The following is a 24,791-nucleotide window of genomic DNA, read 5'->3' as shown; positions in this document are numbered from 1 at the left end:
GTCAATTAACTCAGAATTGAGTTGATTGACTGTTTAGTTAGGAAGTGAAAAAATGATTCTAATAGGCGCAAAAGACATAGAAAAATCTTTCTTAGATAAAAGTATCTTAGAAAATGTTACTTTTAATATTAACGACAATGATAAAATTGGAATCATAGGAATAAATGGTGCTGGTAAATCCACTTTGTTTAATATTTTGACAGGAGAATTGTCTAAAGACGGTGGAGACTTGTTCATCAAAAATGATATGAAAATAGGATACTTGAAGCAACATAATTCATTCGATTCGACTAATACTTTGTACGAAGAATGCTTGAGCGTTTTTTCAGAAGTATTGAGATTGGAGAACAAACTTCGAGAATACGAAAATCAAATGAAGGATACCGAAGATTTGGAAGATTTGATGAACAAATACCACAGAGATTTGGAAAGATTTGAATCAATGGGAGGATATCTCTACGATTCTGAAATCAAAGGCACACTAAAAGGTTTGGGATTTTCGGATGATGATTTGGATAAAAATGTCACTAATTTCAGTGGTGGTCAAAAATCTCGAATAATGCTCGCAAAACTTCTTCTACAAAAATGTGACGTATTGTTACTAGACGAGCCTACCAACCATTTGGATATCAAAGCTATCGAGTTTTTGGAAACTTTTCTGAAAAATTACAAGGGCGCTTGTGTGATAATTTCTCACGATAGATATTTCTTAGATGGAATTGTAAATAGGATTTTTCATATGGAAAATAGAACCATCAAAACGTACGAGACAGATTACACTGGTTTTATGAAACAGAGAAAAATCTATATGGATATCCAACGAAAGACTTACGAAAATCAACAACGTGAGTATAAGAGACAACTTGAAATCGTTGAAAAATACACTAGCACTGATAATGCTAAGAAGAATAAACAAGGACAATCCAGAAAGAAACTCTTGGATAAAATGAAGCTTATGGATAAGCCAACGTATGATGATGGAACTTTTGGAATTAAATTCAAAATATCTTCACCAAGCGGCAAAGACGTTTTGATGGTTGAAGATTTGTCCAAAAAAATCGACGACAAGCTTATTTTTGAGAACTGTAACTTAGATATATATAAGGAAGAAAGAGTTGGACTTATTGGAGCAAATGGAGTTGGAAAAACGACTTTATTCAATATTATAACCAAAAAATTAAAACCAACTTCTGGAAAATTCAGGTTAGGTTCCAATGTAAACATCGGATATTTTGACCAAGAACAGATGTATTTGAACGATAAAAACACAATTATAGATGAAATTTGGGACGAATATCCTAAAATGACTCACTACGAAATCAGAAGTGCCCTTGCTATTATGAATTTCGTGGGAGACGATATTTTCAAACTTATTGAAGATTTGAGTGGTGGAGAAAAGGCGCGTGTATCTTTGCTGAAGTTGATGCTTTCAAAATCAAACTTTTTGTTACTGGACGAACCTACTAACCACTTGGACATTGACTCAAAGGAAAGTTTGGAAGATTCTTTGATAAATTACGAAGGTACTGTTTTTGTAATTAGCCACGATAGATACTTCTTGAACAGAGTTTGTGATAAAATCATTGTGTTGGAAAAAGATAAAACGACTACTTTCCTTGGAAATTACGATTATTATCAAGAGAAAATCAATGATTTAAAAGTGGATAAAACAGAGGAAAGTTTGAACAAAACTGCAGCTTTGAAAGAAAAGAAAAAACAACGTGTTATCACAAATAATCTTAAAAAACTGAGAAAACAAATTGAAACGATTGAATCGACTATAGATAAAATTGACGAACGAATCAAAGAAATTGAAGACCTGTTTTGTCAAAATGATATTTACGATGATCCTCAAAAAATTCTTCAATTAAATGAAGAACTGGAACATCTTAACGCTGACAAAAATTCTTTGTATTCAGATTGGGAAGATAAACAATTGGAATACGAAGATTTTGATAAAAATTAAGGAGGGAAAACTTGGATTTTTTAGAAAAAAAATTTCGTCTATCTGAGAGGAAAACAGATGTAAAGACGGAATTAATGGCTGGATTTACTACATTTATGACTATGAGTTATATCTTGGCAGTCAATCCTCAAATGTTGAGTCAAACTGGAATGGACAAGGGTGGAGTTTTTACTGCTAGTGTAATTGCAAGTATTGTTGCCATGGTTTGTATGGCTTTCTTAGCCAACTTGCCATTTGGTTTGGCACCAGGTATGGGGCTTAATGCATTTTTTACATTTACAGTTGTTAAAACACTAGGCTATACTTGGCAATTTGCTTTGACTGCAGTATTTTTGGAAGGTATTGTATTTTTAATTCTTTCATTATTTAAAGTAAGAGAAATGATTTTTGATGCGATTCCAATTAATTTAAAAAAAGCAGTTAGCTGTGGAATTGGACTTTTCATAGCGCTAGTTGGTTTGGTAAATTCAGGAATTATTTTGCAAGGTGAAGGTACTGTTTTACAATTGGGAAATCTCTTGAGCAGAGAAAGCGTAGTATTTATTGTAGGATTATTCATTATCGCTTTACTTTTGGCTAGAGAAATCAAAGGTGCGTTGATGTATGGAATTTTGGCTTCTACGATTTTAGCTTTAATTTTGGGAGTGTCAAAATACCAAGGCGGATCTCCAATAACATTGCCACCATCATTAGCTCCAGTAGCTTTTAAAATACAATTCGATAAAATATTTACTTTCGATATGTTCACTGTAGTATTCACATTCTTATTTGTAGATATTTTCGATACAGTAGGAACTTTGGTTGGAGTTAGTGCAAAAGCTGGTATGCTAGATGAACAAGGAAAATTAAAAGAAGCATCTCCTGCATTATTAGCAGACGCGATTGGAACAACAATGGGAGCTCTACTTGGTACAAGTACAGTAACTACATTTGTTGAATCGGCATCAGGAGTTGCAGAAGGTGGAAGAACTGGTCTAACAGCTTTATCCACAGCATTCTTTTTCTTCCTAAGCTTATTCTTGTTCCCTGTATTTGGAATGATTCCTGCACAAGCAACAGGACCTGCATTGGTAATCGTAGGATTATTTATGCTTAGCTCAATCAAAGAAATCGACTTTTACGATTATTCAGAAGCAATTCCTGCATTTATAACAATAATTGCGATGCCATTTTGTTATTCAATTGCAGAAGGAATTTCTTTTGGAATGATAAGCTACGTTTTGATAAAATTATTAGCAGGAAAAAGAAAAGATGTTTCCGTTTTGATGTATATATTGGCAATAGTATTCGTATTAAGAATAATTTGGCCTTTATTTTAAACATTAAATAAAAATAGTAGTGCATGAAAAATGTGCTACTATTTTTTTGCTCAAAACTATTTCATAATTTAAAATTAAGTGTTATACTTTTATTGTAAACGATAACATAATTACAGAGAATACATAGATTTATGAAATTAATTGTTATAAAATCAAATAATTTAGCTAATAAAAGAAGAAAAATAAAATAAGGAGGTTATAAATATAAGTAAAACGTCTTCTTTTTAAAAATAAAATCAAAGGAGTAAAAATATGAAAAAATTTAGCAAAAAAATATTAATGCTTTTAATGGCAATCGTAGTTTTAGTAACACCTACTTTTACAGTCGCAGTAAGACAAGAAGTACACAACGATAGAAACTATAATTGGTACATAGATCAAGGAAACACTGGCTGGGCTAGTAACTCAAATTGTGGTCCATCTTCAAGTGTAATGGTCGAAAAATGGTTCAATAGAAATACAATCGCGACAGCAGCAGGAGCAAGAGATCGTTATCCTATGCAAGGTGGATGGTGGTCAACAAACACTGTATCACAATATTTGAATGATCAAAGAATTCCAAATCGTACAATTGTATACAATGGAGAAGGTACTTTGACAGATATATTGGATAATGGAAACATTGCAATTGTTTGTGTGAATACTGGATTTATTTCATTTAATAATAACAACAATTCAAATATCGGTAGATTTTACAACTACCAAGGAGGACATTTTTTAGTTGTAAAAGGATACACTCATATCAATAATAGATTGTATTTTGAAGTTTACGATCCAAACAATTGGGGAGAAATGTACTTTAATGGACAACCAAAAGGAAAAGACAGATTATATGCTGCAAATGAATTATCACAATCAATTTTCAGATGGTGGGGAAATATTATAGTAATAGGATAAGAATGAGAGCCTTGAAATTAATTTTTCAAGGCTTTTTTTAATTCACATTTTTACTTATAGATTTTTCCTATAAGTAATGCTTGTTTTATTGAATAATCCTATAAATCAGAAAATAGTTTTGTTTGATGTTATAATGAAGATGGTGATAAATATGTATTATGTAGGAATTGATATAGGATCAACTGCTTCAAAGGTAGTTGTTTTAGATGATTCAAAAAAAGAAATTCTTTTCAAAAAAGTTATGCCAACGGGCTGGAGTTCTGTTGAAACAAGTAAAACTATCAAAGAATGGCTAGAATCAAATGGTGTAAACGAAGATAATAGCAAAGTTGTCGCTACAGGATACGGGAGAGTTTCTGTTCCATTTGCGGACAAAGTCGTTACAGAAATAACATGCCACGCAAAAGGCGCAAGTTTTTTCAACGATACTGATATGACTATTATCGACATTGGAGGACAAGATACAAAAGCCATAAGTTACAAAAATGGTATGGTAGAAGATTTCATAATGAATGATAAGTGTTCTGCTGGTACTGGAAAATTTTTGGAAGTAATGGCAAATCGTCTTGGTGTTGGACTGGACGAAATGTTTGATTTGGCAAGAACTGGAAAAGATGTGAAAATTTCATCAATGTGTACGGTTTTTGCTGAAACAGAAATCATTTCATTAATCGGAAAAGGCACACCAAAAGAAGATATTGCATGTGGTGTAATTAATTCCATTATTAATAAAGTAAAGACTTTGGTTCACAGACTTCCTGCTACCGATTATTATTTCTTAACTGGAGGTTTTTCGGGAAATGATTATATGACAGAACACTTGTCACAACTTCTGTCAGCAAACGTAGAAACAAATGAGAATGCAAGATTTGCTGGAGCAATAGGAGCAGCAGTCTTAGCAAGATAATGGATTATTTAGATATTAGAAAAAACGCATATATCGATGCCCTCACTTTGAGTAAATCAACAACTATTGTTTCATTGTGGGGCAGAGTTCCATGGGAAATCGTTGAGAGTTTTGGAGTCACAACAGTGTATTCTTATGGAATGGACAGGGAAGTCACAGAAGGTTATTCGGATAATAATTACTGTGATATGTTGAATTCTTCTTTTGCTTATTTGGAACTTGGAAGATGTCCTTTTATGTTTAGTTCATCGTTTTTCATAGTAGATGATAGTTGCAAAATTCGCTACGAAACTTTGAAAAAGAAAACTGACAAAGATGTTTTCGTGTACAAATACAGGGATTATAAATCTTTGATTGAGTATCTGGAAGACAAATTAGACAAAAAAGTTGACGAAGAAAAATTTGACGAATTAATTGAAAAATCCAGAGAAATTTCATCTCTTATATTCAATCTCAGAAAATGCGATATTGATGAGAGAAGAATATACGAGGTGGAATATTTCTCAAAATTTATCTTCGACATAGACAAAAGAATAGAATTCATCAAAGAACATATAGATGATTCTTTTAGGGATAAATCATCTGTAAAACTTCAGGCAGCAGCTGGAGTGTACAAAAAATTTGATCAATTAATCAAAGAAGGCTATTTTTGTGAAGGCGAATATCACGATATTTTTATAAAAAAAGGGTTTGAATACATAGATGAAAAGTACAGAAGATTTGATTTCAAACCAGATTATGTTATTAATAACTGTAGCCAATTTGATTGTGATGATAATGTAATTACTTACTAGGGGGTATAAAAATGGCAGATTACAGAAAAATGTGGGAAGATTTAGGAATGGATGTCGATCAACACGACGTTTTGTGTGAAGTTTTACCACAAGCATTTGGTGATGTATATTTATCACAAGAAAATAGACCAGAAAAAATGGATTATTTCAACATGGTTGTTGCAGAAATCCACGGGATTAGACCAGCTGAATTAATCGAATTCCAAAAAAACGGCGGAAAAGTTGTAGGAACATTCTGCATTCACGTTCCTGATGAAGTAGTATTTGGTTGCGGAGCTATAAATACTGGTTTGTGTTCAGGATCTCAATTCTGGGTACCAGGTGGAGAAAAATATCTTCCAACTGCTACATGTCCACTAATCAAAGCATCTTTAGGTGCTAGATTTGAAAAAACTTGTCCATTCTTCAGACTTGCAGATTTATTCGTCGGAGAAACAACTTGCGACGGCAAGAAAAAAGCTTGGGAAATCATGTCAAAAGATGCTCCAATGTACATCTTTGATTTGCCACAAATGAAAAGAGACAAAGACGTTGAATTTTTCAAAGACGAAGTTTACAGATACATTGCAAGAATTGAAGAATTAACTGGCAACAAATTAACTCCAGAATCTCTTCATGATGCAATTGTTTTAATCAACAATAAAAGACGTGCAATGCAAAGATTGTGGGAATTCCGTAAATTAGACAATGTTCCAATCAGTGGTAAAGATTGTTTATTAATTTCTCAAATCGCATTCTACGATGATCCAACTAGATTTGCACAAAAAGTTAATGAATTGTGCGACGAATTGGATAAGAGAAAAGAACAAAACGTTAGCGTATACAAAAAAGGCGCTACAAGATTAATGTTAACAGGAACTCCATTGTCCATTCCAAACTGGAAGCTACACCACATCATTGAATCAAGTGGAGCAGCTGTTGTATGTGAAGAAATGTGTACAGGTTCAAGATATTTCGAATTAACTGTAGATGAATCCGGCAAAACTATGGACGAAATGGTTGATCACTTAACAGACAGATACATGAAAGGTATTAACTGCGCATGTTACACTCCAAACACTGAAAGAGTTGACGATATCATCAGACTTGCAAAAGAATACAACGTTGATGGTGTAATCGACGTTAACCTAAAATTCTGTAATATTTACGATACAGAAGGTCACATTGTAGAAAAAGAACTTAAAGACCACAACATTCCAGTATTGGGAATTGAAACTGACTATACAGACGAAGACAGCGAACAATTGAAGACAAGAATTGAAGCCTTCGTTGAGATGATTGAAAATGGCAGATAAAATGAACTACATCTTGTTCAAAGATGTGGCAAACGGACAAAAACTTTACGATTTAATCAAACAACATTCTATAAAAGCTACGATTGCACCGACTCCAAGAGTTTTGGATGTGTGTTGTGGAATTTCTATATTGTACGATAATTTGGAAGACAAAGCCAAAATCGAAAAAATTATAGAAGAAAACAACATCGAAATCAAGGGCTTTCACGAAATAGAACGAGACATTAATCCCAACAGGATGAAGTTTCTGTAAATTGTAAAATCAAAAGAGCACACGCAGTGCTCTTTTTTGATGCTTGTGAAATGCTTAAATATGGTAAAATAATAGTAGCAATAAAAAGGAGAATAAAATGAGAGCTGGAATTTTTCAATTTATGAATGATGCTGTTAAATTAATTAATAGTCGTTACAAATTCATAAACTTTGTTGCAGAAGAAACAAAAGAGTTTTTTAGTAAAGTTTTTGAAACGAACGAAGATGTTATTAATATTAACGCACGTGTAAAAAAAGAAGACAGCATCAAAGAAAAAATACTAAAACAAAATTATTATATAAAATGTAAAGACGTAGAGGAAGTGTTCAATCTATTTCCAGATTTAATTGGAGTTAGAATAGAATGTCGTTTCAACGAAAATGAAAAAGATTTGTACGAATATTTGAAAAGACTTTTTTATTACAAAGATGACAATGGCTATTATTATTCTAAGTATGATATGAGAATCAGACTTAATTTGGATCAACCACAACCACAAAAACAAAAAAACGGGTTTGAAATTTATAAAATTGACGCTATTTTTGTGGAAAACGACGATATGAAAATCAATTTTGAAGTGCAAATCAAATCCATGGTCAATGTGTTCTGGGGAGAGGTAGATCATTCGATTTTGTACAAAAACTCAAACTACGTTATGACAGAAGATTTGATACGTGATGTAATGTATTCAATCAAAAACAACCTTACAATTATCGACAAACAACTCAACAGTGTTTACAAAAAAATGATGACAGTAGAATCCAACGAAGATGATGCTACAAGACAACAATTTAAAAGCATCATAACAAAAATGATTCACGATGGATACATGCTCAAATTAAAATACAATTTAGGTTTTGTAATAGATATGAGAAATATTGCAAATGTAGTAAGCGATTATTTGTTTTCTGTAATGGATGTTTTGGAGAAAAAACAATACGAAGAAAGATTGATCGACATATTAAACAAAGTCAATGCCATAAGTAACAAGCCAATTAGTTTTGGTGAATTGTATGATTTTTCGGATATGGAATTTGGGGATTACATTCACACTTCATTTGCACAGGGACTTAACAGCCGATTGGACAAGGACTTCAACTGGAACTTCTGCTTGTCGATATTATTTGCCATTGATGACAGAGAAAACAACGAAATTTTTATGGATTTTGTATATTATGTGATATATTCCATAAAAAAAGTCATCGAAAAAGAAATCAGCAACTGCAACATCAACCAAACTTACCAAGATATTTTGACGGATAAATTAATGAAAGAAAGCATAAAATATTTGTCGGAATCATATAATATTAATAATTTTTCACAAAATTCATTCGAAATAATAGGTGAAATCGTAGAAGAATTCGTAAAAGATGTGGAAAGCGTGGAAGACATTGAAAAACTAGACTTTTTAGCATTGAGAAACAAATTCTTGGAAAAATTTGAAGGAATCAAAAATGAAGATTAGATGTGGAACTGATATTCTAAGAGTTTCACGAATAGAAAACATCAAAAATCTGGATAAATTTATGCGAAAAGTCTTTACTGAACGAGAAATTTCGTACATTGAATCGAAAAATCGTAATTATGAGACGATTACAGGGATGTTTTGTATGAAAGAAGCAGTGTCAAAAGCTTTGAAGACTGGAATTGGTAAAATGAGTTTTATGGATGTAGAGTCTATACATGATGACGGTTTAGTTGTAAAATTAAATACAGATAAATTTCCAAAAGTTTTAGATATTGATGCATCTATTTCTCACGATGAAGAATACGCAATAGCAATGTGTGTGTTGATGTTGGAGGATTAAAATGGATTTTACAATAAAAAAACGCGACCCTTTTTCCAATAAAGGAAACTACGGAAGAGTCTGCATAGTTGGTGGTTCGAACGGAATGTGTGGAAGCGTCTACTTGGCAAGCATGGCAGCACTTCGTTGTGGTAGTGGATTGGTTTACACAATTGTCCCTGAAGTTATCTCGGAAATCATGCAAATTAAATCCGTTGAGAATATAATACTTCCACTTGATTGTGTCGACAAAAAATTGAGTGCAAATTCTATTTCTCAGATTTTAGAATATATTTCCAATAAAAACTGTGTCGCAATAGGTTGTGGCATGGGAAAAGACAAATTAAATTACGAATTGATAAAATCCGTACTCAAAAATTTTCATAAACCAGTGTTGATAGATGCAGATGGATTGAACTCAATAAAAGATTTCAGTGAACTAGAATACGATGATTATTCTGTTGCGATAACTCCACATCCTCTTGAATTTAGTAGACTTTCTGGATTGGATGTAGAGTATATCAATCAAAATCGCGAAAAGGTCGCCACAGATTTTTCGAAAAAACATAAATGCATTGTAGTTCTCAAAGGTCATCACACAATCGTCGCAAAAAATGATGAAATATATGTAAATAACACTGGAAATGCGGGAATGGCAACAGCTGGAAGTGGCGATTGTTTGTCGGGAATTATTGCAAGTTTCATGCACAGCACAGATGTGTTCGTAGCTTGTAAATTGGGAGTGTACATTCACGGATTAGCTGGAGATTTTGCAAAACAAAAAATAGGAGAGGACAGCATTATTGCATCGGATATTATTAGAAATTTGCCGGATGCTATTAATGCTTGTAAGGAGAAATAATGTTTAAATATCAGAGTTATTTGAAGGTTGATTTGGACAAATTAAAACACAATTACAAAGAAATCAAAAACATCAGCAATTTAGTCAAAATGTGTGCCGTTGTAAAAGCTAATGCTTATGGACAAGGCGCAGCATTTATCACAAAAGAATTGGAATATTTGGGAATAGATTACTTTGCAGTGTCCAATATAAATGAAGCCTTGGAACTTCGCAAAAATGGAATATTCAAACCAATTATGATTTTAGGATACATTTCCAATGAAAATATTGAAGTAGCAATCAAAAACAACATCGAATTAACGGTTTACGATTATGAAACTGCAGTTGAAATCAATAACGTTGCAAAAAGTTTGAATAAAATATGCAAAGTTCACATCAAAATCGATACAGGAATGACAAGATTAGGATTTCAAGTTAGACTTGACAAAGATAAATGCTTGGAAGACATCTTCAAAATCTATAAAATGGATAATGTAGTGTTGCAAGGAATTTATAGTCATTTTTCAGATGCTGATAGCGAAGATTATTCCTATACAAAAGAACAATACAATACATACATTGGTTTTATGATTGATGTTGAAAACAGAGGAATAACTGTTCCAATTAAACACATAGCAAATGATGCTGGAGCGATAATTCACGGATATTTCTTGGATATGATAAGATGTGGAATCGGACTTTACGGCTATCACGCATCAGATTATGTAAGGGAAAATTCTAGGCTAAATCTGGAAGAAATATCTTCGCTTTACACAACAGTGTCAATGATTAAAACAGTTCCAAAAGGAACAGACATTGGATACGGTAGAACATTCACGACAAACTCTGAAACAGTAGTTGCAACAGCGACAATCGGATATGCTGACGGTTATCCTTTGGAATTATCCAACAAAGCTTATGTAATTATAAACGGCAAAAAAGCAAAAATTTTGGGAAAAGTCTGCATGGATCAAATCATGATAGATGTAACATTCATTAGAGATGTAAAAGTCGGCGACAAAATTTTGTTGTTCGGAAAAGATGACATGGGAGAAATATCGTTGTATGATTTGGCAGAAATGGCAAACACAAATGTATATGAGCTTTTGTGCAGAGTTACAATGAGAATTCCTAGAATTTATACTAGAAATGGAAAAGTCGTAGAAGTGTGTGACTATTTACAAAAAATCAACTAATCTTAGCCCAGCTTTTAAGTTGGGCAAGTTTTTTATATTGATTTCTTGAAGTGTTTTGGATATAATAAAAATAGTTCTTAAAATAGCGAAGAGTTTATAGGGTGAGTTTATGAAAGTAAAAAGAGGAGACATATTTTACGCAGACTTAAGCCCTGTTGTTGGATCTGAGCAGGGTGGTGTAAGACCTGTCGTTGTTGTTCAAAATGATGTGGGAAACAAATACAGTCCAACCGTAGTCATAGCAGCTATTACTTCACAAATAAATAAAGCTAAATTACCAACACATGTGGCAATAGAACGATCCAAGTACGGCTTACCGAAAAATTCAGTTATTTTAGCTGAACAAATAAGAACTATTGATAAAAAAAGGCTTCGTGAAAAAGTAGGTAGCTTTGATGATAGAGTTCTGATAAAGTTGGATGAAGCTTTAAAAATATCTGTGGGTATATAATCTAAACTACATATTTTATAAAAAAGTTATCAAATTTGATTTGGTAGCTTTTTTTGTATATAATTTAAGCTATGGAAAATTACGATATTTTTAGATTAAACAACTTTTTAATATACAAAAAAACAGGAACAGATGGACTAAGCATCTATGATTGGAACAAGAAGAAATTCGCATTCAAAAACGAAAATAGCGAACAAGAACTTCTTAAAATCAACGACATATACATTAACGACAGAAACAGTGACATCGAACTAATCGATTTAGTTGAACGTGAACAAGAAAATTCATTTTCTTCAGTTGTGAATTACTACAGCGATATGAGCGAAGTACAACTTCATAAAAAGACGATACTATATCTCATAAAAGACAAAGATTTTGATATGTTACAAGATTTGTTCGACAAAATCGAAGATGATCAATCATATTCTTATCTATTCGTATACGCAGTCAAAAAACTCATACAATATGGAAATAGTCCATCATTATTAAAAGGAAAAATCCAATTAACAGAAGAAAACCAAGAAATAGTCACAACCTTATCAATAAGCATGATATCAGATGCATTGTTAAAATATTTTGATTATTTCAAGAAGTTTTTCATCTTCACATCCAATTACGTGTTCACAATAGATGTCAGAACGTATATACTTATGAATTACATGACTAAATTCATAGCAAAATGGAGAGAGTTTCTATACAAATACTCAAAAGTCGACGACAAAGAATCCACATTCAAATTAATCAACGATTATGTAATCATGCTTTCACAAAGCTTGGACAATGATAATTACTCAATTGAAATGGAAAAAGAAATCATATCGGAAACCAAGAAATATTTGAACGAAGAAGATTATACGAATGTGTTCAAAAACTTGTCATCAATTCACGATTCGTATTATTTTATACTATTCGTAGAAGAACTTATCAAACATGACAAAGACAAAACATTTGAAAAAGTGTGGGAAATGTATCGAAAGAAACTAAAAAGCACATACAAAGACAAAAAATACATGAATATAGTCATGGAAATTAAATCATTTGAAGTAAGGAATGATGATTTGTACCAATATTTGAAGAAAAATATTGAGAAAACATTCAAAAAAAGAACGAAATTATTAGAAATATTAAAATTCGTAGATACATTGGATTTTCAATAAATATATAGAGCATATTGCAGGGGCATTTAAAAACAATGTCCCTGTTTTTTGTGTCATAATATAATTTCAAAAAAAAACATTAATTTGTATTACTAAAAAACAATTACTTATAGATTTTTCAAATAAATGAAATTAATAATCAAATATTGATGAAATAGTATTAAAGCGAGAAGAATGATAATAAATATCGTTAATATTACAATAAATAAGATAACTACCGACCATTTATTAGAAAATCAAATAAGTAAATTTTTGACAATAAAATATTTTTGCTGTAATATTATAAGTAATAACGGAAGGAAAAATGAAGGAATCTAAATACAATTTTGTATTAAAGAATGAGGAAAATTATAATTGTACTTGTAATGAAAACACTTACCTAACAAATGAATAATTTCTTGAAGAAAAAATAAAGTTTATACAATATTGCAAAAATAGTGACTTAGACAATATGTATCCAAACAAACACCATTAAAATCGATTTCAAGTTCAGCTTGTACGGTAATAGATGAAGGTGGATGAGCGGATATCCATTTTCCATGTGTAAATCCATACAGAAAGGGGATACAAATTAAAAATGATAAATAAGATTAAAATTTTAAGCGCTGCTATAGTTATAGCAGTAGCTTTTTCTAATATATCTTACACTGCTAATGAATTAGACAATATAGAAGTTCTTACTATTTCTAAAAATAGCCTGTACCACAAGGGAAACTTAGATACAAGCAAGGAAAAACGTAAAAAACTTGGAGAAATAGAATTAAATAGAGTTTTATCAAAAGAAGATTACATAAAAGATGTTAATAATTTTAAAAGCTTTTATATTCATGAACAAGGATATCTTGGAGGACATACAAAAGAACAAGTAGATTTGGATATTGATAAATTACTACAACATCCTACAGGAAATACAATTGGAGATTTGAATTTGCAACTTGCTAAAATAATATCTAATATGAATGACGGGCACACAACTGCTATGTATTTTTTGGGGACAGAGCAATTCCCATTCATAATAAAAATAATTGGCGATGAATTCTATATCATAAACACAACAGAAAAATACAAAGACTTATTGTATTCTAAAATAGTAAGCATTGAAGGTGTAAAATCGTCAGAAATATTAAAAAAAGTTAGCAAATATGTATCTGCAGAAAATGAAACTGGCAAGAAAAATCTTTTACATTATGGTTATATGATGTACACTGATTTACTTAAAAAAGAAAATATATTAAAAGAAGATAAAGTACATTTACAAATTTTACAAAATGAAAAAATCGTTGATAAAACTGTAGATACTATAAAAACTGATAATATTGGAATATATAAAAATTACTACGATGAAGAAAGCTACAATCAAATAATGTATGATACTAGTGAATTAAAATGGGATGCATATACAAATTGGGGAAAAGAACAATTCACAGAAAATAAACCATTTTACTTTTATAAATCAAACAAAAATTTAGTAATTAAATATAATTATTCTTATGATATGAATAAAGATAACGTATTAAAAGATATGATAACAAAAATGCAAAACGAAATACAAGCAAAAGATATCGACAATATCATATTAGATATCAGATATAACGGAGGAGGCAGTGAGTTACATACCAGAGAGCTAGAATTTGCCATAATGCAATATCAATTATTAAATCCCAAAATCAATGTCAAAGTATTAACTGGAGAGGGAGTTTTCTCAGCTGGGACAAAAATGTTGGATAGTGTAAAAAGAAACCTAGAAAATGTACAGATGATTGGAACAAATACTGCTGGATCTTCTAGTTATAATACATCTGCTGGAAATTTTGTATATCTTGGGAAAAGCAAACTATTCATCCACACATCAGGAGAAATGATAAGATATGATTATAACTACAAGGATGTGTTACATTGTTCTAACTTAAACAAAGGCGATGGATTAACGTGGTATCCCGATATGTTTATCGAAAACCAAATTCAAGATTATGCTATTGGAAATGACAGGGTTATGAATTATGCACTTAGAGATGAAGCAAATAATTCGTTGATTGATAAGATAAAGGAAATTTTTAGATAAAGAAATGAATAATAAATTTAAAATATACAGAGCCATAATAACAGTAGTATCAGTTATTATGGTTCTACATATAAACTCAACATTGTCTAAATCAAGTAGTGAATTAGATAATGTAGAGGTATTGACCATTAATCAAGATGGGTTACAAGGAAGTGAATATTTAAGAAACAAAGAGTTAAAGAAAGAATTATTAGGAAATATTCAACTTAATAAAGGTCTTACAATAAAGGAGTATGAAAAAGATATAAGAAATTTCCTAAGTTTTTATTTAGATGAGCAAGCTTATTTCGGAAACTCAACCAGAGAACAAATAGAAAAAGAAGCAGAAAAATTATTAGAAAAACCAGAAAATAAAACAGTTTCTGATTTGAATTTGGATATATCAAAAATTATTGCTCACACTAATGACGGACATACGTCGACATTACTAGGAATAGGAGAAAATTTTTTGCCCATTAAAATTAAAATCATAAATGGAGACTATTATATAATAAACACTACTAAAAAATACGAAAAATTATTATATTCAAAAGTTACAAAAATAGGAAATACTACAACTGAAAAAATCACAAAAAAACTACGAAATTACATATCAGCAGAAAACAATTACTTTAAAACTCACATAATGGAAGATAATTTATTGCTTTATTCAGATATACTTTTAAGAGAAAACATAATAAAAGATAATAAAATTAGGTTGACATTAGAAATCAATAATAAAAAAGTTGAAGAGACAGTAGATTTGATAAAGTTGCCAGATATAAGCATATATAAATATTATTACGAAGGAACAAGTTTTTCACAAATTTCTACAGGAAAAAGTGATATTATTAAAAACAGTTTTACTAATAGTCACAATCTTAAATTTACGAAAAACTTACCGTTTTATTTTTACAAAATTAATGATAATTTGATAATAAAATATAATTCTTCGTATGACGATAATAATAACAAATTAAATGAAATGTTAACAAGTATTAACAATACCTTAAATATTAATAAGCTAAAAAACATAGTAATTGATTTAAGATATAATTCTGGTGGTCAAGTTAATCATATTAGAAATCTTGAATATGCATTATTAAGATGGGAGATAACCAATCCTGAATTAAACATTAAGATATTAACAGGAAATGCATCATTTTCTGCGGGCACTATGATAATAGATGAGATAAAGCGTAATTTTAAAAATGTTGAAATTATTGGAGAATATACAGGAGGACCTTCTACATGGACGACATCGGCTAATAGAGATATGATTTTTTTAGGTAAAAGCAAGCTTTTTATTTATAGTTCCGATTGGATGTATAGATATGATTATAACTACAAAGACGTGTTACATTGTTCTAACTTAAACAAAGGCGATGGAACAACATGGATACCAGATATATTTATCGAAAATCAAATACAAGATTATGCTGTTGGAAATGACAAGATAATGAACTATGCACTTAGAGATGAGGGAAATAATTCATTGATTGATAAGATAAAGGAAATTTTTAGATAATAGGACTAAAAAATGTGAATACAATTTTGAATTTTATGTGAGGAGTATTATGGTAGTGAAAGTTAGAAGGAAAATGTTAATCAAAAATAATATTATTTTCATTGTAAGCTTACTATTTTTTGTAATATTGACCACAAGTTTTAATTATGAGACTAGTGTGCAAAAATTAGATGAAGTAACAGAGTTTGATATTGAAAATGGGAATTTTGAAATTTTAAAAAATAAAAAAATAAATCCAAATCAACTTATCTCAAAAAAAGATTACCAAAATATTATTATCAATATAAGAGATTTTATGCTTGAAAATCATATTTTTTTTGATGAATTAAATAGAAAAGATTTTCGGAAAAAATGTGATAAATTAATCAAAGCTAACGTACAACATAATATTATAGATACACAATTGGATTGTAGACTTTTGTTAACTAGTTTAAAACAGGGACATGTTGGAATTGACGATATATTTTTTACAAAAATTTTGCCGATTTATATAGAGAAAATAGATAGTAAGTATTATATATTAGCATGCGAAAGAGAAAACAAGGAATTATTGGGAAATGAAATATTAGAAATTAATGATATTAAAATAGATAAAGTTATAAATGTATTACAAAAATATATTTATGGTGAAAATAAAAACTTTTCAGAATATATTACTTGTAGATTTATAAATTGTTATGATTTGCTTTTAAGAGAGGGCATGGCTAGTGGCAATAAAGTAAAGTTAAAATTAAATAATAACGGAAGAATAATTCAAAAAAATATTGAAATAATAGATAATAAGAGTATTTTGCTTTCTGATATAAAAGTATACGATAAATATTTAACAATTAAAGATAATACAGAATTACAAAAAAATATTAATGAAATTTATAATGAAATTTTATACCCGCTTAATTCAATATATGATTATGAAAAATTATATTATATTGAAAGAAAAAAAGATTCTTTAGTAATAAGATATAATTCATGTAGTGAAAACGACAAATATGATATAGAAAAATTTGCTAATCAAATTTCTAACTTTATGTATTCTTATAAACCAAAGAACATAATCATTGATTTAAGAATTAATGGTGGAGGTAATAATGCATTATATCTAGGCATATTAAAAAAGATAAAATTTTATCAAATGATTCATTCTAATACAAGCATTAAATTATTAATTGGGCAGTCGACTTATTCATCAGGAGGAGATGCAGCAAATTTGACAATTAAAAAATTAAATAATGTTGAGATTATAGGTAAAGGATCGGGTTTTCCAGTTAATAGAACGTCAGGAAATTATAAGCTTTGTTATGTTGGAGGTATATATTCATTTATAAAATATTGTCAAGATATATACGAATTTGATTACGGAATTATAGATGTCTTTAAACATAATTACAAGAATTATAACTATTCTGAAAACATGATGACACCAGATTTCTATGCAGAACAATCATTTTCAGATTACATGATAGGAAATGACCCTGCTATGAATTATGCATTGAGAGATGAAGGAGAGAGTTCCTTGTTTGATAAAATAAAGGGATTTTTATGTTCTAAAAATTAAAAAGTTTTTATTAGGATAATATTAGCTAAATATAAATTTATTTTAATAGGAGGAAATGAATGAAGTTATTACTAGATGGAAGAAATCCAGGAGTAGAAACAATCAATAACGATGCCTGCAGTATTACTGAATCTAATTGTGGTAATTTAAGTTGCAATTGTTTCGGGATAAATTGTGAAAATTGCAGGATAAAATTGTTTAATGAGAAAATGAATTTTAAAAATAAAATTATTAACCTATTAGTAGTTATCATATTTATCATGACTACTACTGGTTTTAAATACATAGATAAATTTGATGAAGATACTACACGTATGTATATTTCAAATGAGAATATTAATAAGCTGGAAACTGTGGACATAAATCCACAAGATAAGATAGATATAGAAGAATATAAACAAATCATGAAAGAATTCAGAGATTTTATGGTAGAAAACCATATTTTGTTTGATAATGTTTCAAGAGAAGAATTTAAACGTGAATGTAATAATATTATCAGGAATGCGAATACTAAATCATTATTAGATATGCAGTATGATATGAAATTACTTATGGCAAAGCTTGGACAAGGACATGTACAAGTTATATCCGATTATGAAAATTCATATTCAAATATTATATTAGAGAAATTTCGTGACGGATATTATGTATTTGCAAGTTCGCAAAATGATATTATCGGAAGTAAAGTATTGGAAATAAATGGAATTAATATAGATGAAGTAATTAAACGAATATCTAACTATGTATCTGGTGAAAATGAATCATTTCGTAATAAATTAGCATGCCAGAATATATTGATGATGAATTTATTGAGAAAAGAGAATATAACAAAAAACCATAATATAAGGTTAACTCTAAAAAAAGACAATAATAAATACAATTATAATATAAAATCAAGTGATTTCCCCAAAATTAAAGTAAATAAAATAGAAATAAATAATAAACAATTCTTTACATTCAATATTGGTGAATTTTATTTTAATAATTTAAAAGATGAATTCAATAAAATCAGACCAATACCAAAAAATAAACCAAAAAATAAATTATATTACAATGAAATTAAAAATAATAGTCTAATAGTGCATTATGATTCAGCTCTTGAAAATGAAAACAGCAGTATTTATGAGTTAGAAAAAGATTTTAATGAAAAATTGATTAGCAAAAATCCTAAATGTATAGTTATTGATTTAAGGCTAAATGGGGGTGGGTCTGATTATCTTTTCGAGAAGATAATAATGAAAATAATGCAATATCAATCAAAAAATGAAAATGTAAAGATTAAACTTTTAATAGGAAGGAATTCTTATTCTGCAGCAGGTGATAATGCATTGAGTATATTAAAAGTTTTAGATAATGTAGAAGTTATTGGAGAAAACTCAGGATTTCCTGTGAGAATGGCATCAGGCGCTTTGAATTTATTTTATGTAAAAAGATTTCAAGTATTAGGAACATATTGTCCTAAAGTCTTTAGTAATGATTACATGCTTAGTGATGTATATAACCATAATTATAGGAATTACGATTATATACATAATACAATGACACCAGACTTCCACGCAGAGCAATCTTTTGCAGATTATATGATAGGAAATGATCCTGCAATGAATTATGCACTGAGAGATGAAAAATAATTAAGATTTTTTAGTGATCAGGTTGTCAATTTAATTAAATACTAACTAATCACAATGATGATAGTACAAAAGACCACAGAATTCGAAATGATTCGTGGTCTTTTTGCTTGTGGATAATTATTTTTGAATTATTAATTTATCAACTGGTCTGTCAAACTCTTCGGGGTGCAAATCATTTACTAATTGAAAATCATAGACTATGGATACTTTGTAGGAATCCTCGCCGATTTTGTCGATGAATCTGTCGTAGAATCCTCCGCCGTAGCCAATTCTGTATTTGTTTTTGTCAAAGCATAGTCCAGGTACTAGCATGAAATCAAACTTGGCATTTGATTCAACAGGATTTTTGGGTTCTAGGATTCCGTAAGCTCCAGGAGCCAAATCATCCATGCTTTTGATTTCTACTGCAATCATGTGCCCTTTTGATTTTACATAGGGAACGTATACTTTTTTTCCTTGTTCCAACAAATCTTTTATGAGTTGGTGAGTATTAAATTCAGATCCAAAGCTTACGTACACAAAAAAGCTTTCAGATTTTTTGAATTCTTCTAAGTTTTCCAATTCTTTTAAAAGTTCATCGTCGATTTTTTGTTTGTCAGAGATGGAGTCTCTTTGTTTTAACATTTGTTTTCTAATTTCTTTTTTGTTCATTTTCATCACCTAAAAATATATATACCCTAAAAAGATTTAAATATCCAGTTGTTTAAAAATTTAAAAAGTCTGTGATATAATTAGGTTTACGAGGTGAAAAATGTTAGAATTCGTTCATGTCGATAAGACATATAAAAATAAAGTGTGCGCACTAAACGATTGCAATTTTAAAATAGAACAAGGTGAATTTGTTTTTTTGATTGGACCAAGTGGTGCGGGTAAATCAACTATTACTAAACTAATACTTAAAGAGATAAATCCAGATAGAGGTAAGATTTACCTTTACGGTGAAGACATAACCAGATTAAAAGCGAGGAAGGTTCCTAAATTAAGACAAAGTATAGGGATGGTGTTCCAAGATTTTAAATTATTGGAGAATAAGACTGTGTACCAAAACATAAAATACGTTATGCAAATTTTGGGAAAGAGTTCTTCAGAGATAAAATCTACGATTGATACTGTGCTTGATTTGGTAAATTTGAAAGACAAAAAGAATGCGTATCCACACGAATTATCCGGTGGGGAAATGCAAAGAGTGTGCATTGCACGTTCAATGGTTAATAAACCAAAACTACTTATTGCAGACGAACCTACGGGGAATTTGGATCCAGTTACAAGCATGGACATTGCAAATGCGTTGGTCAGAATAAACGAACGTGGTACGACTGTGATGATGATAACTCACGAGAAGGATATCGTGAACAAATTACAAAAAAGAGTAATTCAATTGGACAAGGGTATTATTGTTAGAGATGAAGAAGGTGGAATGTATGAGAAGAATTAGAGTTATGATATCCACTTTGAAAGAAGGATTTGTAGGGATTTGGAAAAACAGATCAATGGGACTTGCATCTTTGACGACGATTTCTCTGGCGCTTTTGATTTTGGGATCTGTAATTATATCTATGTTGACGATGAATCAAGCTGTAAAAGACATCGAAGGAAAAGTTAATCTTGTCAATGTTTACTTGGAAAATGGAATACAAGAGGACAAAACGAAAAAGATTGAACAGTTTATCAAACAAAAAGATGGCGTTAAGGATTTGAAGTATGTGTCTAACAAACAAGCTATGGAGAATTTCTCCAAATCTTTGGATGATAAAACTTTGATTGAAGGAATGGAATCAGCTTTTCCTGCATCATTTGAAGTTACATTGAAGGATGTAAATGACGCTGAAAAATACGTGAGAGAATTTCAAAAAATAGATGGAGTTGAAAAGGTAAGCTTTTACAAGGATTTGATAGCAAAAATCTCAAACGCATCTAGAATTGTAAAATACGCTGGATCAATTGTAGTGGCAATATTGGTGATGATTTCAATTATAAATATTTCAAACACAATCAGATTGACAGTGTATGCTAGAAGAAAAGAGATTGCTATTAAGAAAAATATTGGTGCATCTAATTTGGTAATTTCTGCACCGCTTGTTGTAGAGGGAATATTTTTCGGAATTATTGGTGCTGTTGTTGCTTTTTTGGCTTGTTATTACCTGTACAGATATGGATATTTGAGGTATAATAAGACTGTGTATGGATTGATATCAACTTATTTAGTTCCACCGGTAATGATTAGGTGGGATTTGTTGAAGATTTTTATCAGTCTAGGTATCGGAATTGGGGCATTCGGTTCCGTATTAAGCAGCAAAAAATATCTCAAAATATAAGGAAGGAATTATGAAGAAGAAAATTGTCGCATTAGCCTTGTGCATGATGCTTATGACTAATGCAGTGTATGCAGACAAATTAACCGAATTAAATAACGAAAAAAAAGCAAAAACTTCGGATTTAAACGAATCTAAATCCAACCTAAATAAATTAAAAGATGACAAAAACGCTGAGATGGAAAAGTTGAAAAACATCAACTTAAAACTAACTCAAACGCAATCAGAACTTGCTATTCAACAACAAGAATTGGCGAAAATCAACAAATCAATAGATGATACTAAAAAAGAGATCGAAAATTACAAATCTAGTATCAATCAAAAAACAAAAGAATTTCAAAAAAGATTAAAGGGAATGTACATATCAAAAGACGGTGCAAAAGTCGATGTGCTTTTCGGATCTGGAAATTTGAATGATTTATTGAACAATGTAAGTTTGATGAATTATATTGCTAGATTTGACAAAAATCTATTGAACGATTTGAAACACGAAAAAATTTCATTAGATTACAAACAAGACGAACTAAAATCCAAAATGCAAACAATGGAAATTGTAAAAAAGAATTTGGAATTAAAAGTCGTAGCGTTAAACGATACATTAGCTGAACAACAAAAATTAATCGACGATATTTCTAAAAATGTAACCATGACTGAATCAGAAATATCTTCATTAATAAAAGAGCTTGAAAAAATCGACGGCAAAATCGATGAAGAAAAAAAGGCAATACTACAAGCAAAATTACTAGCAGCACAAAGAGCTCAAGCTGAAAAAAGAAGACGTGAAATGGCGCAAAGAAATAAAGCCATCAACACAAACATTTCAGCGCCAGTAATCAATAACGACGGAGCGTACTTACAATGGCCTGTACCATCATCTCACAGAATGACTTCTTTTTATGGATGGAGAAGCGATCCATTCGGAAGAGGATCGGGGTTCCACACAGGACTTGATATTGCAGCACCAATGGGAACACAAATCGTATCTGCAGAAGATGGAGTTGTAGTTCACGTTGGATGGAGTGGTGGCTACGGAAATCTTGTAAAAGTTCAACACGATAACGGATCGTTGACATATTATGGACACTTGAGTGGATTTAATTGTAGCGTAGGTCAAAGAGTAAAACGTGGACAACTAATTGCATATATGGGATCAACTGGATATTCAACAGGACCTCATCTTCATTTTGAAGTTAGATTCAATGGTCAACACACTGATCCATTAAACTATTTAAGATAATTATGAAACTAAGTTAGCAATAACTTAGTTTTTTTAATGCAATAAATCACCAGAAAATATTTGGAGAAATATATAACCAAATGTTTGACAATTAAGTGTTTTATTTGTAAGATGGAGTTATAGAAAACGATTGACAATATTTAAGGGGAAATAAAATGAAAAAAACTAAGAGAATTCCAAAAATATTTTTATTTGTATTAACGTGCATTCTTGCATTAAATATGAAATCAAAAGGATTTGCACAGAATGAATTGGATAATGAAATTCTTACATTTCCAATAGAAGATAATTTGAAATTAGGAAATTACAATCCCGATGATTTAAGAGTTAAACAATTGGGAAAAATTGAATTAAACAGAGTACTTACGAAATCTGAGTATGAGAAAGATATGAAGAATTTTATAAGTTATTATTTGGAATGGCAAGCTTATTTAGGAAATTCTACAAGAGAAGAATTAGAAAAACTTGGGGAAGAACTGTTGAAAACATCAGATAATAAAACGGTTTCTGATTTAAACTTGGATTTTGCAAAATTAATTGCAAACACTAATGATGGACATACCTCAGCTATGTATGAAATAGGCAAAAGCTGTATGCCAATTAAGATTAGAATTATAAATGGAGATTATTACATAATTAATACAACACCTGAATACGAAGATTTATTATATTCCAAGATATTAAAACTTGCCGATATTGATACCAAGGACATAACAGAAAGATTATACAAATACACTTCAGCAGAAAATAAATATTTCAAAAAAACGATAATAAAAGATTTCTATCTATATTATGGAGATGCACTAGAAAAAGAAAATATAATTAAAAATGGAGAATTAAAATTACAGATAGAAACTGATGGCAAAAAGCTTAATAAAACAATCAAAATGATAGATCTGCCAGATGTTAAAATAAATAAATATCATTATGAAAATACGGATTTTTCTCACATCATATACGATATGACAGATATTGCAAAAAATAAATTCACAAAAAATGACAAGATGAGATACATGCAAATGAAACCATTTCATTATTATATAAATGATAATAACTTAATCATCCAATACAACAATTGTTATAATACTGATAAAGATAACATCTTGGAAAAGATGATAGAAAAAATGGATAAAGATGTTTCAGAAAATAATGTAGAAAAAATAATTGTAGATGTTAGATACAACACAGGTGGTTGGCCAGCACATGCAAGAGAACTTGAATTGGCACTGAAAAGATATCAACTATTGAATCCTAAATTGGAAATAAAATTATTAACTGGATCAAAAAATTACTCTGCTGGATCATTGTTCGTAGATGGAATCAAGAGAAATTTTGATAATCTTCAGATAATTGGGGAAAATACTGGAGGACCTTCTGGGTGGACGACAGAAGTGTCAACAATTATGTATTTAGGAAATAGTAAATTATTTGTCAAAAAATCAAGTGGAGTTAGAAGATACGATTATACATTAGAAGACGTAGTACACTGTTCCAATCTTAATAAAAGAGATGGATTGACGTGGTATCCCGATATGTTTATCGAAAATCAAATCCAAGATTACGCCATTGGAAATGACAGGGTTATGAATTACGCATTGCAAAAACATTAACTTCAAATATAGCG

22 protein-coding genes are annotated in these 24,791 nt (G+C 30.1%); 21 read left to right on the top strand and 1 reads right to left on the bottom strand.

Going from position 1 to position 24,791, the window contains the following annotated elements; all coding sequences use genetic code 11:
• The first annotated feature begins 52 nt into the window (after window positions 1–52).
• The 17 genes from GKG00_RS00570 to GKG00_RS00490 all read left to right on the top strand — a co-directional run bounded on the left by GKG00_RS00570 (window position 53) and on the right by GKG00_RS00490 (window position 19,618).
• Window positions 53–1,966: an ABC-F family ATP-binding cassette domain-containing protein gene (locus GKG00_RS00570; RefSeq protein WP_154253679.1), complete on the top strand. Its 1,914-nt coding sequence runs from the start codon at window positions 53–55 to the stop codon at window positions 1,964–1,966.
• A gap of 11 nt (window positions 1,967–1,977) precedes the next feature.
• Entirely contained in the window at window positions 1,978–3,285 is a 1,308-nt protein-coding gene (locus GKG00_RS00565; RefSeq protein ID WP_154253678.1) for an NCS2 family permease, read from the top strand.
• 252 nt (window positions 3,286–3,537) lie between these two features.
• Window positions 3,538–4,182 (top strand): hypothetical protein, encoded by a 645-nt coding sequence (locus GKG00_RS00560; RefSeq protein WP_154253676.1) that lies wholly within the window; start codon window positions 3,538–3,540, stop codon window positions 4,180–4,182.
• Between the two features lie 151 nt (window positions 4,183–4,333).
• Window positions 4,334–5,089 (top strand): acyl-CoA dehydratase activase, encoded by a 756-nt coding sequence (locus GKG00_RS00555; protein ID WP_154253674.1) that lies wholly within the window; start codon window positions 4,334–4,336, stop codon window positions 5,087–5,089.
• A complete protein-coding gene (locus GKG00_RS00550) occupies window positions 5,089–5,883 on the top strand; it encodes a 2-hydroxyacyl-CoA dehydratase family protein (protein WP_154253672.1) in 795 nt (264 codons plus the stop codon). The genes GKG00_RS00555 and GKG00_RS00550 overlap by 1 nt, the downstream gene beginning before the upstream one ends.
• Window positions 5,884–5,894: 11 nt before the next feature.
• A complete protein-coding gene (locus GKG00_RS00545) occupies window positions 5,895–7,178 on the top strand; it encodes a double-cubane-cluster-containing anaerobic reductase (RefSeq protein WP_094202766.1) in 1,284 nt (427 codons plus the stop codon).
• Window positions 7,168–7,431, top strand: a complete 264-nt coding sequence (locus GKG00_RS00540; protein ID WP_241673625.1) for a DUF3343 domain-containing protein — start codon at window positions 7,168–7,170, stop codon at window positions 7,429–7,431. Before GKG00_RS00545 ends, GKG00_RS00540 begins: the two co-directional genes overlap by 11 nt.
• Window positions 7,432–7,528: 97 nt before the next feature.
• Window positions 7,529–8,896 (top strand): GTP pyrophosphokinase, encoded by a 1,368-nt coding sequence (locus GKG00_RS00535; protein ID WP_154253670.1) that lies wholly within the window; start codon window positions 7,529–7,531, stop codon window positions 8,894–8,896.
• Entirely contained in the window at window positions 8,886–9,239 is a 354-nt protein-coding gene (gene acpS / locus GKG00_RS00530; RefSeq protein WP_154253668.1) for a holo-ACP synthase, read from the top strand. Before GKG00_RS00535 ends, acpS begins: the two co-directional genes overlap by 11 nt.
• Before the next feature lies 1 nt (window position 9,240).
• On the top strand, window positions 9,241–10,080 hold the full coding sequence (locus GKG00_RS00525; protein WP_154253666.1) for an NAD(P)H-hydrate dehydratase: 840 nt from the start codon (window positions 9,241–9,243) through the stop codon (window positions 10,078–10,080).
• The gene (alr, locus tag GKG00_RS00520; RefSeq protein ID WP_094210053.1) at window positions 10,080–11,255 is read left to right on the top strand and encodes an alanine racemase; all 1,176 of its coding nucleotides are present in this window, start codon (window positions 10,080–10,082) and stop codon (window positions 11,253–11,255) included. The genes GKG00_RS00525 and alr overlap by 1 nt, the downstream gene beginning before the upstream one ends.
• Before the next feature lie 109 nt (window positions 11,256–11,364).
• Window positions 11,365–11,706 carry a type II toxin-antitoxin system PemK/MazF family toxin gene (locus GKG00_RS00515; protein ID WP_002835111.1) on the top strand — a complete coding sequence of 114 codons (342 nt, stop codon included), beginning with the start codon at window positions 11,365–11,367 and terminating at the stop codon, window positions 11,704–11,706.
• Between the two features lie 71 nt (window positions 11,707–11,777).
• Window positions 11,778–12,863 carry a phage tail protein gene (locus tag GKG00_RS00510; protein ID WP_154253664.1) on the top strand — a complete coding sequence of 362 codons (1,086 nt, stop codon included), beginning with the start codon at window positions 11,778–11,780 and terminating at the stop codon, window positions 12,861–12,863.
• A gap of 577 nt (window positions 12,864–13,440) precedes the next feature.
• On the top strand, window positions 13,441–14,925 hold the full coding sequence (locus tag GKG00_RS00505) for a peptidase S41 (RefSeq protein WP_094208918.1): 1,485 nt from the start codon (window positions 13,441–13,443) through the stop codon (window positions 14,923–14,925).
• A gap of 4 nt (window positions 14,926–14,929) precedes the next feature.
• Window positions 14,930–16,432 carry a S41 family peptidase gene (locus GKG00_RS00500; protein ID WP_154253662.1) on the top strand — a complete coding sequence of 501 codons (1,503 nt, stop codon included), beginning with the start codon at window positions 14,930–14,932 and terminating at the stop codon, window positions 16,430–16,432.
• A gap of 157 nt (window positions 16,433–16,589) precedes the next feature.
• Entirely contained in the window at window positions 16,590–17,987 is a 1,398-nt protein-coding gene (locus tag GKG00_RS00495) for a hypothetical protein (protein WP_154253660.1), read from the top strand.
• A gap of 59 nt (window positions 17,988–18,046) precedes the next feature.
• Window positions 18,047–19,618 carry a hypothetical protein gene (locus GKG00_RS00490; protein WP_154253658.1) on the top strand — a complete coding sequence of 524 codons (1,572 nt, stop codon included), beginning with the start codon at window positions 18,047–18,049 and terminating at the stop codon, window positions 19,616–19,618.
• Window positions 19,619–19,735: 117 nt separating this feature from the next.
• Here GKG00_RS00490 and GKG00_RS00485 read toward each other — a convergent pair whose 3' ends face one another.
• The gene (locus tag GKG00_RS00485; RefSeq protein WP_154253657.1) at window positions 19,736–20,269 is read right to left on the bottom strand and encodes a 5-formyltetrahydrofolate cyclo-ligase; all 534 of its coding nucleotides are present in this window, start codon (window positions 20,267–20,269) and stop codon (window positions 19,736–19,738) included.
• 100 nt (window positions 20,270–20,369) lie between these two features.
• On the opposite strand from GKG00_RS00485, the gene ftsE reads away from it, so the two are divergent.
• From ftsE to GKG00_RS00465, 4 genes are all read left to right on the top strand, one after another.
• Window positions 20,370–21,053 carry a cell division ATP-binding protein FtsE gene (gene ftsE / locus GKG00_RS00480; protein ID WP_002837266.1) on the top strand — a complete coding sequence of 228 codons (684 nt, stop codon included), beginning with the start codon at window positions 20,370–20,372 and terminating at the stop codon, window positions 21,051–21,053.
• Entirely contained in the window at window positions 21,040–21,933 is an 894-nt protein-coding gene (gene ftsX, locus GKG00_RS00475; RefSeq protein WP_094230154.1) for a permease-like cell division protein FtsX, read from the top strand. Before ftsE ends, ftsX begins: the two co-directional genes overlap by 14 nt.
• A 10-nt stretch (window positions 21,934–21,943) precedes the next feature.
• Window positions 21,944–23,167 carry a M23 family metallopeptidase gene (locus GKG00_RS00470; RefSeq protein ID WP_154253655.1) on the top strand — a complete coding sequence of 408 codons (1,224 nt, stop codon included), beginning with the start codon at window positions 21,944–21,946 and terminating at the stop codon, window positions 23,165–23,167.
• Between the two features lie 155 nt (window positions 23,168–23,322).
• The gene (locus GKG00_RS00465) at window positions 23,323–24,777 is read left to right on the top strand and encodes a peptidase S41 (protein ID WP_154253653.1); all 1,455 of its coding nucleotides are present in this window, start codon (window positions 23,323–23,325) and stop codon (window positions 24,775–24,777) included.
• Window positions 24,778–24,791: the final 14 nt, after the last annotated feature.

Origin of the sequence: Finegoldia sp. BIOML-A1 (assembly GCF_009678325.1) — a bacterium.
In the GTDB taxonomy this organism is placed as follows: domain Bacteria; phylum Bacillota; class Clostridia; order Tissierellales; family Peptoniphilaceae; genus Finegoldia; species Finegoldia magna.
The sequence above is the reverse complement of the archived record's forward strand: the minus strand, read 5'-3'. Positions and strand labels throughout refer to the sequence as shown.

Excerpts from the sequence above, each read along its gene's own strand:
- ftsE (WP_002837266.1), top strand. The coding sequence starts at position 20,370 with ATGTTAGAATTCGTTCATGTCGATAAGACATATAAAAATAAAGTGTGC.
- GKG00_RS00560 (WP_154253676.1), top strand. The coding sequence starts at position 3,538 with ATGAAAAAATTTAGCAAAAAAATATTAATGCTTTTAATGGCAATCGTA.
- GKG00_RS00465 (WP_154253653.1), top strand. The coding sequence starts at position 23,323 with ATGAAAAAAACTAAGAGAATTCCAAAAATATTTTTATTTGTATTAACG.
- ftsX (WP_094230154.1), top strand. The coding sequence starts at position 21,040 with ATGAGAAGAATTAGAGTTATGATATCCACTTTGAAAGAAGGATTTGTA.
- GKG00_RS00535 (WP_154253670.1), top strand. The coding sequence starts at position 7,529 with ATGAGAGCTGGAATTTTTCAATTTATGAATGATGCTGTTAAATTAATT.
- GKG00_RS00570 (WP_154253679.1), top strand. The coding sequence starts at position 53 with ATGATTCTAATAGGCGCAAAAGACATAGAAAAATCTTTCTTAGATAAA.
- GKG00_RS00515 (WP_002835111.1), top strand. The coding sequence starts at position 11,365 with ATGAAAGTAAAAAGAGGAGACATATTTTACGCAGACTTAAGCCCTGTT.
- GKG00_RS00555 (WP_154253674.1), top strand. The coding sequence starts at position 4,334 with ATGTATTATGTAGGAATTGATATAGGATCAACTGCTTCAAAGGTAGTT.
- alr (WP_094210053.1), top strand. The coding sequence starts at position 10,080 with ATGTTTAAATATCAGAGTTATTTGAAGGTTGATTTGGACAAATTAAAA.
- GKG00_RS00505 (WP_094208918.1), top strand. The coding sequence starts at position 13,441 with ATGATAAATAAGATTAAAATTTTAAGCGCTGCTATAGTTATAGCAGTA.
- GKG00_RS00490 (WP_154253658.1), top strand. The coding sequence starts at position 18,047 with ATGAAGTTATTACTAGATGGAAGAAATCCAGGAGTAGAAACAATCAAT.
- GKG00_RS00525 (WP_154253666.1), top strand. The coding sequence starts at position 9,241 with ATGGATTTTACAATAAAAAAACGCGACCCTTTTTCCAATAAAGGAAAC.
- GKG00_RS00540 (WP_241673625.1), top strand. The coding sequence starts at position 7,168 with ATGGCAGATAAAATGAACTACATCTTGTTCAAAGATGTGGCAAACGGA.
- GKG00_RS00470 (WP_154253655.1), top strand. The coding sequence starts at position 21,944 with ATGAAGAAGAAAATTGTCGCATTAGCCTTGTGCATGATGCTTATGACT.
- GKG00_RS00550 (WP_154253672.1), top strand. The coding sequence starts at position 5,089 with ATGGATTATTTAGATATTAGAAAAAACGCATATATCGATGCCCTCACT.
- acpS (WP_154253668.1), top strand. The coding sequence starts at position 8,886 with ATGAAGATTAGATGTGGAACTGATATTCTAAGAGTTTCACGAATAGAA.
- GKG00_RS00545 (WP_094202766.1), top strand. The coding sequence starts at position 5,895 with ATGGCAGATTACAGAAAAATGTGGGAAGATTTAGGAATGGATGTCGAT.
- GKG00_RS00510 (WP_154253664.1), top strand. The coding sequence starts at position 11,778 with ATGGAAAATTACGATATTTTTAGATTAAACAACTTTTTAATATACAAA.
- GKG00_RS00500 (WP_154253662.1), top strand. The coding sequence starts at position 14,930 with ATGAATAATAAATTTAAAATATACAGAGCCATAATAACAGTAGTATCA.
- GKG00_RS00485 (WP_154253657.1), bottom strand. The coding sequence starts at position 20,269 with ATGAACAAAAAAGAAATTAGAAAACAAATGTTAAAACAAAGAGACTCC.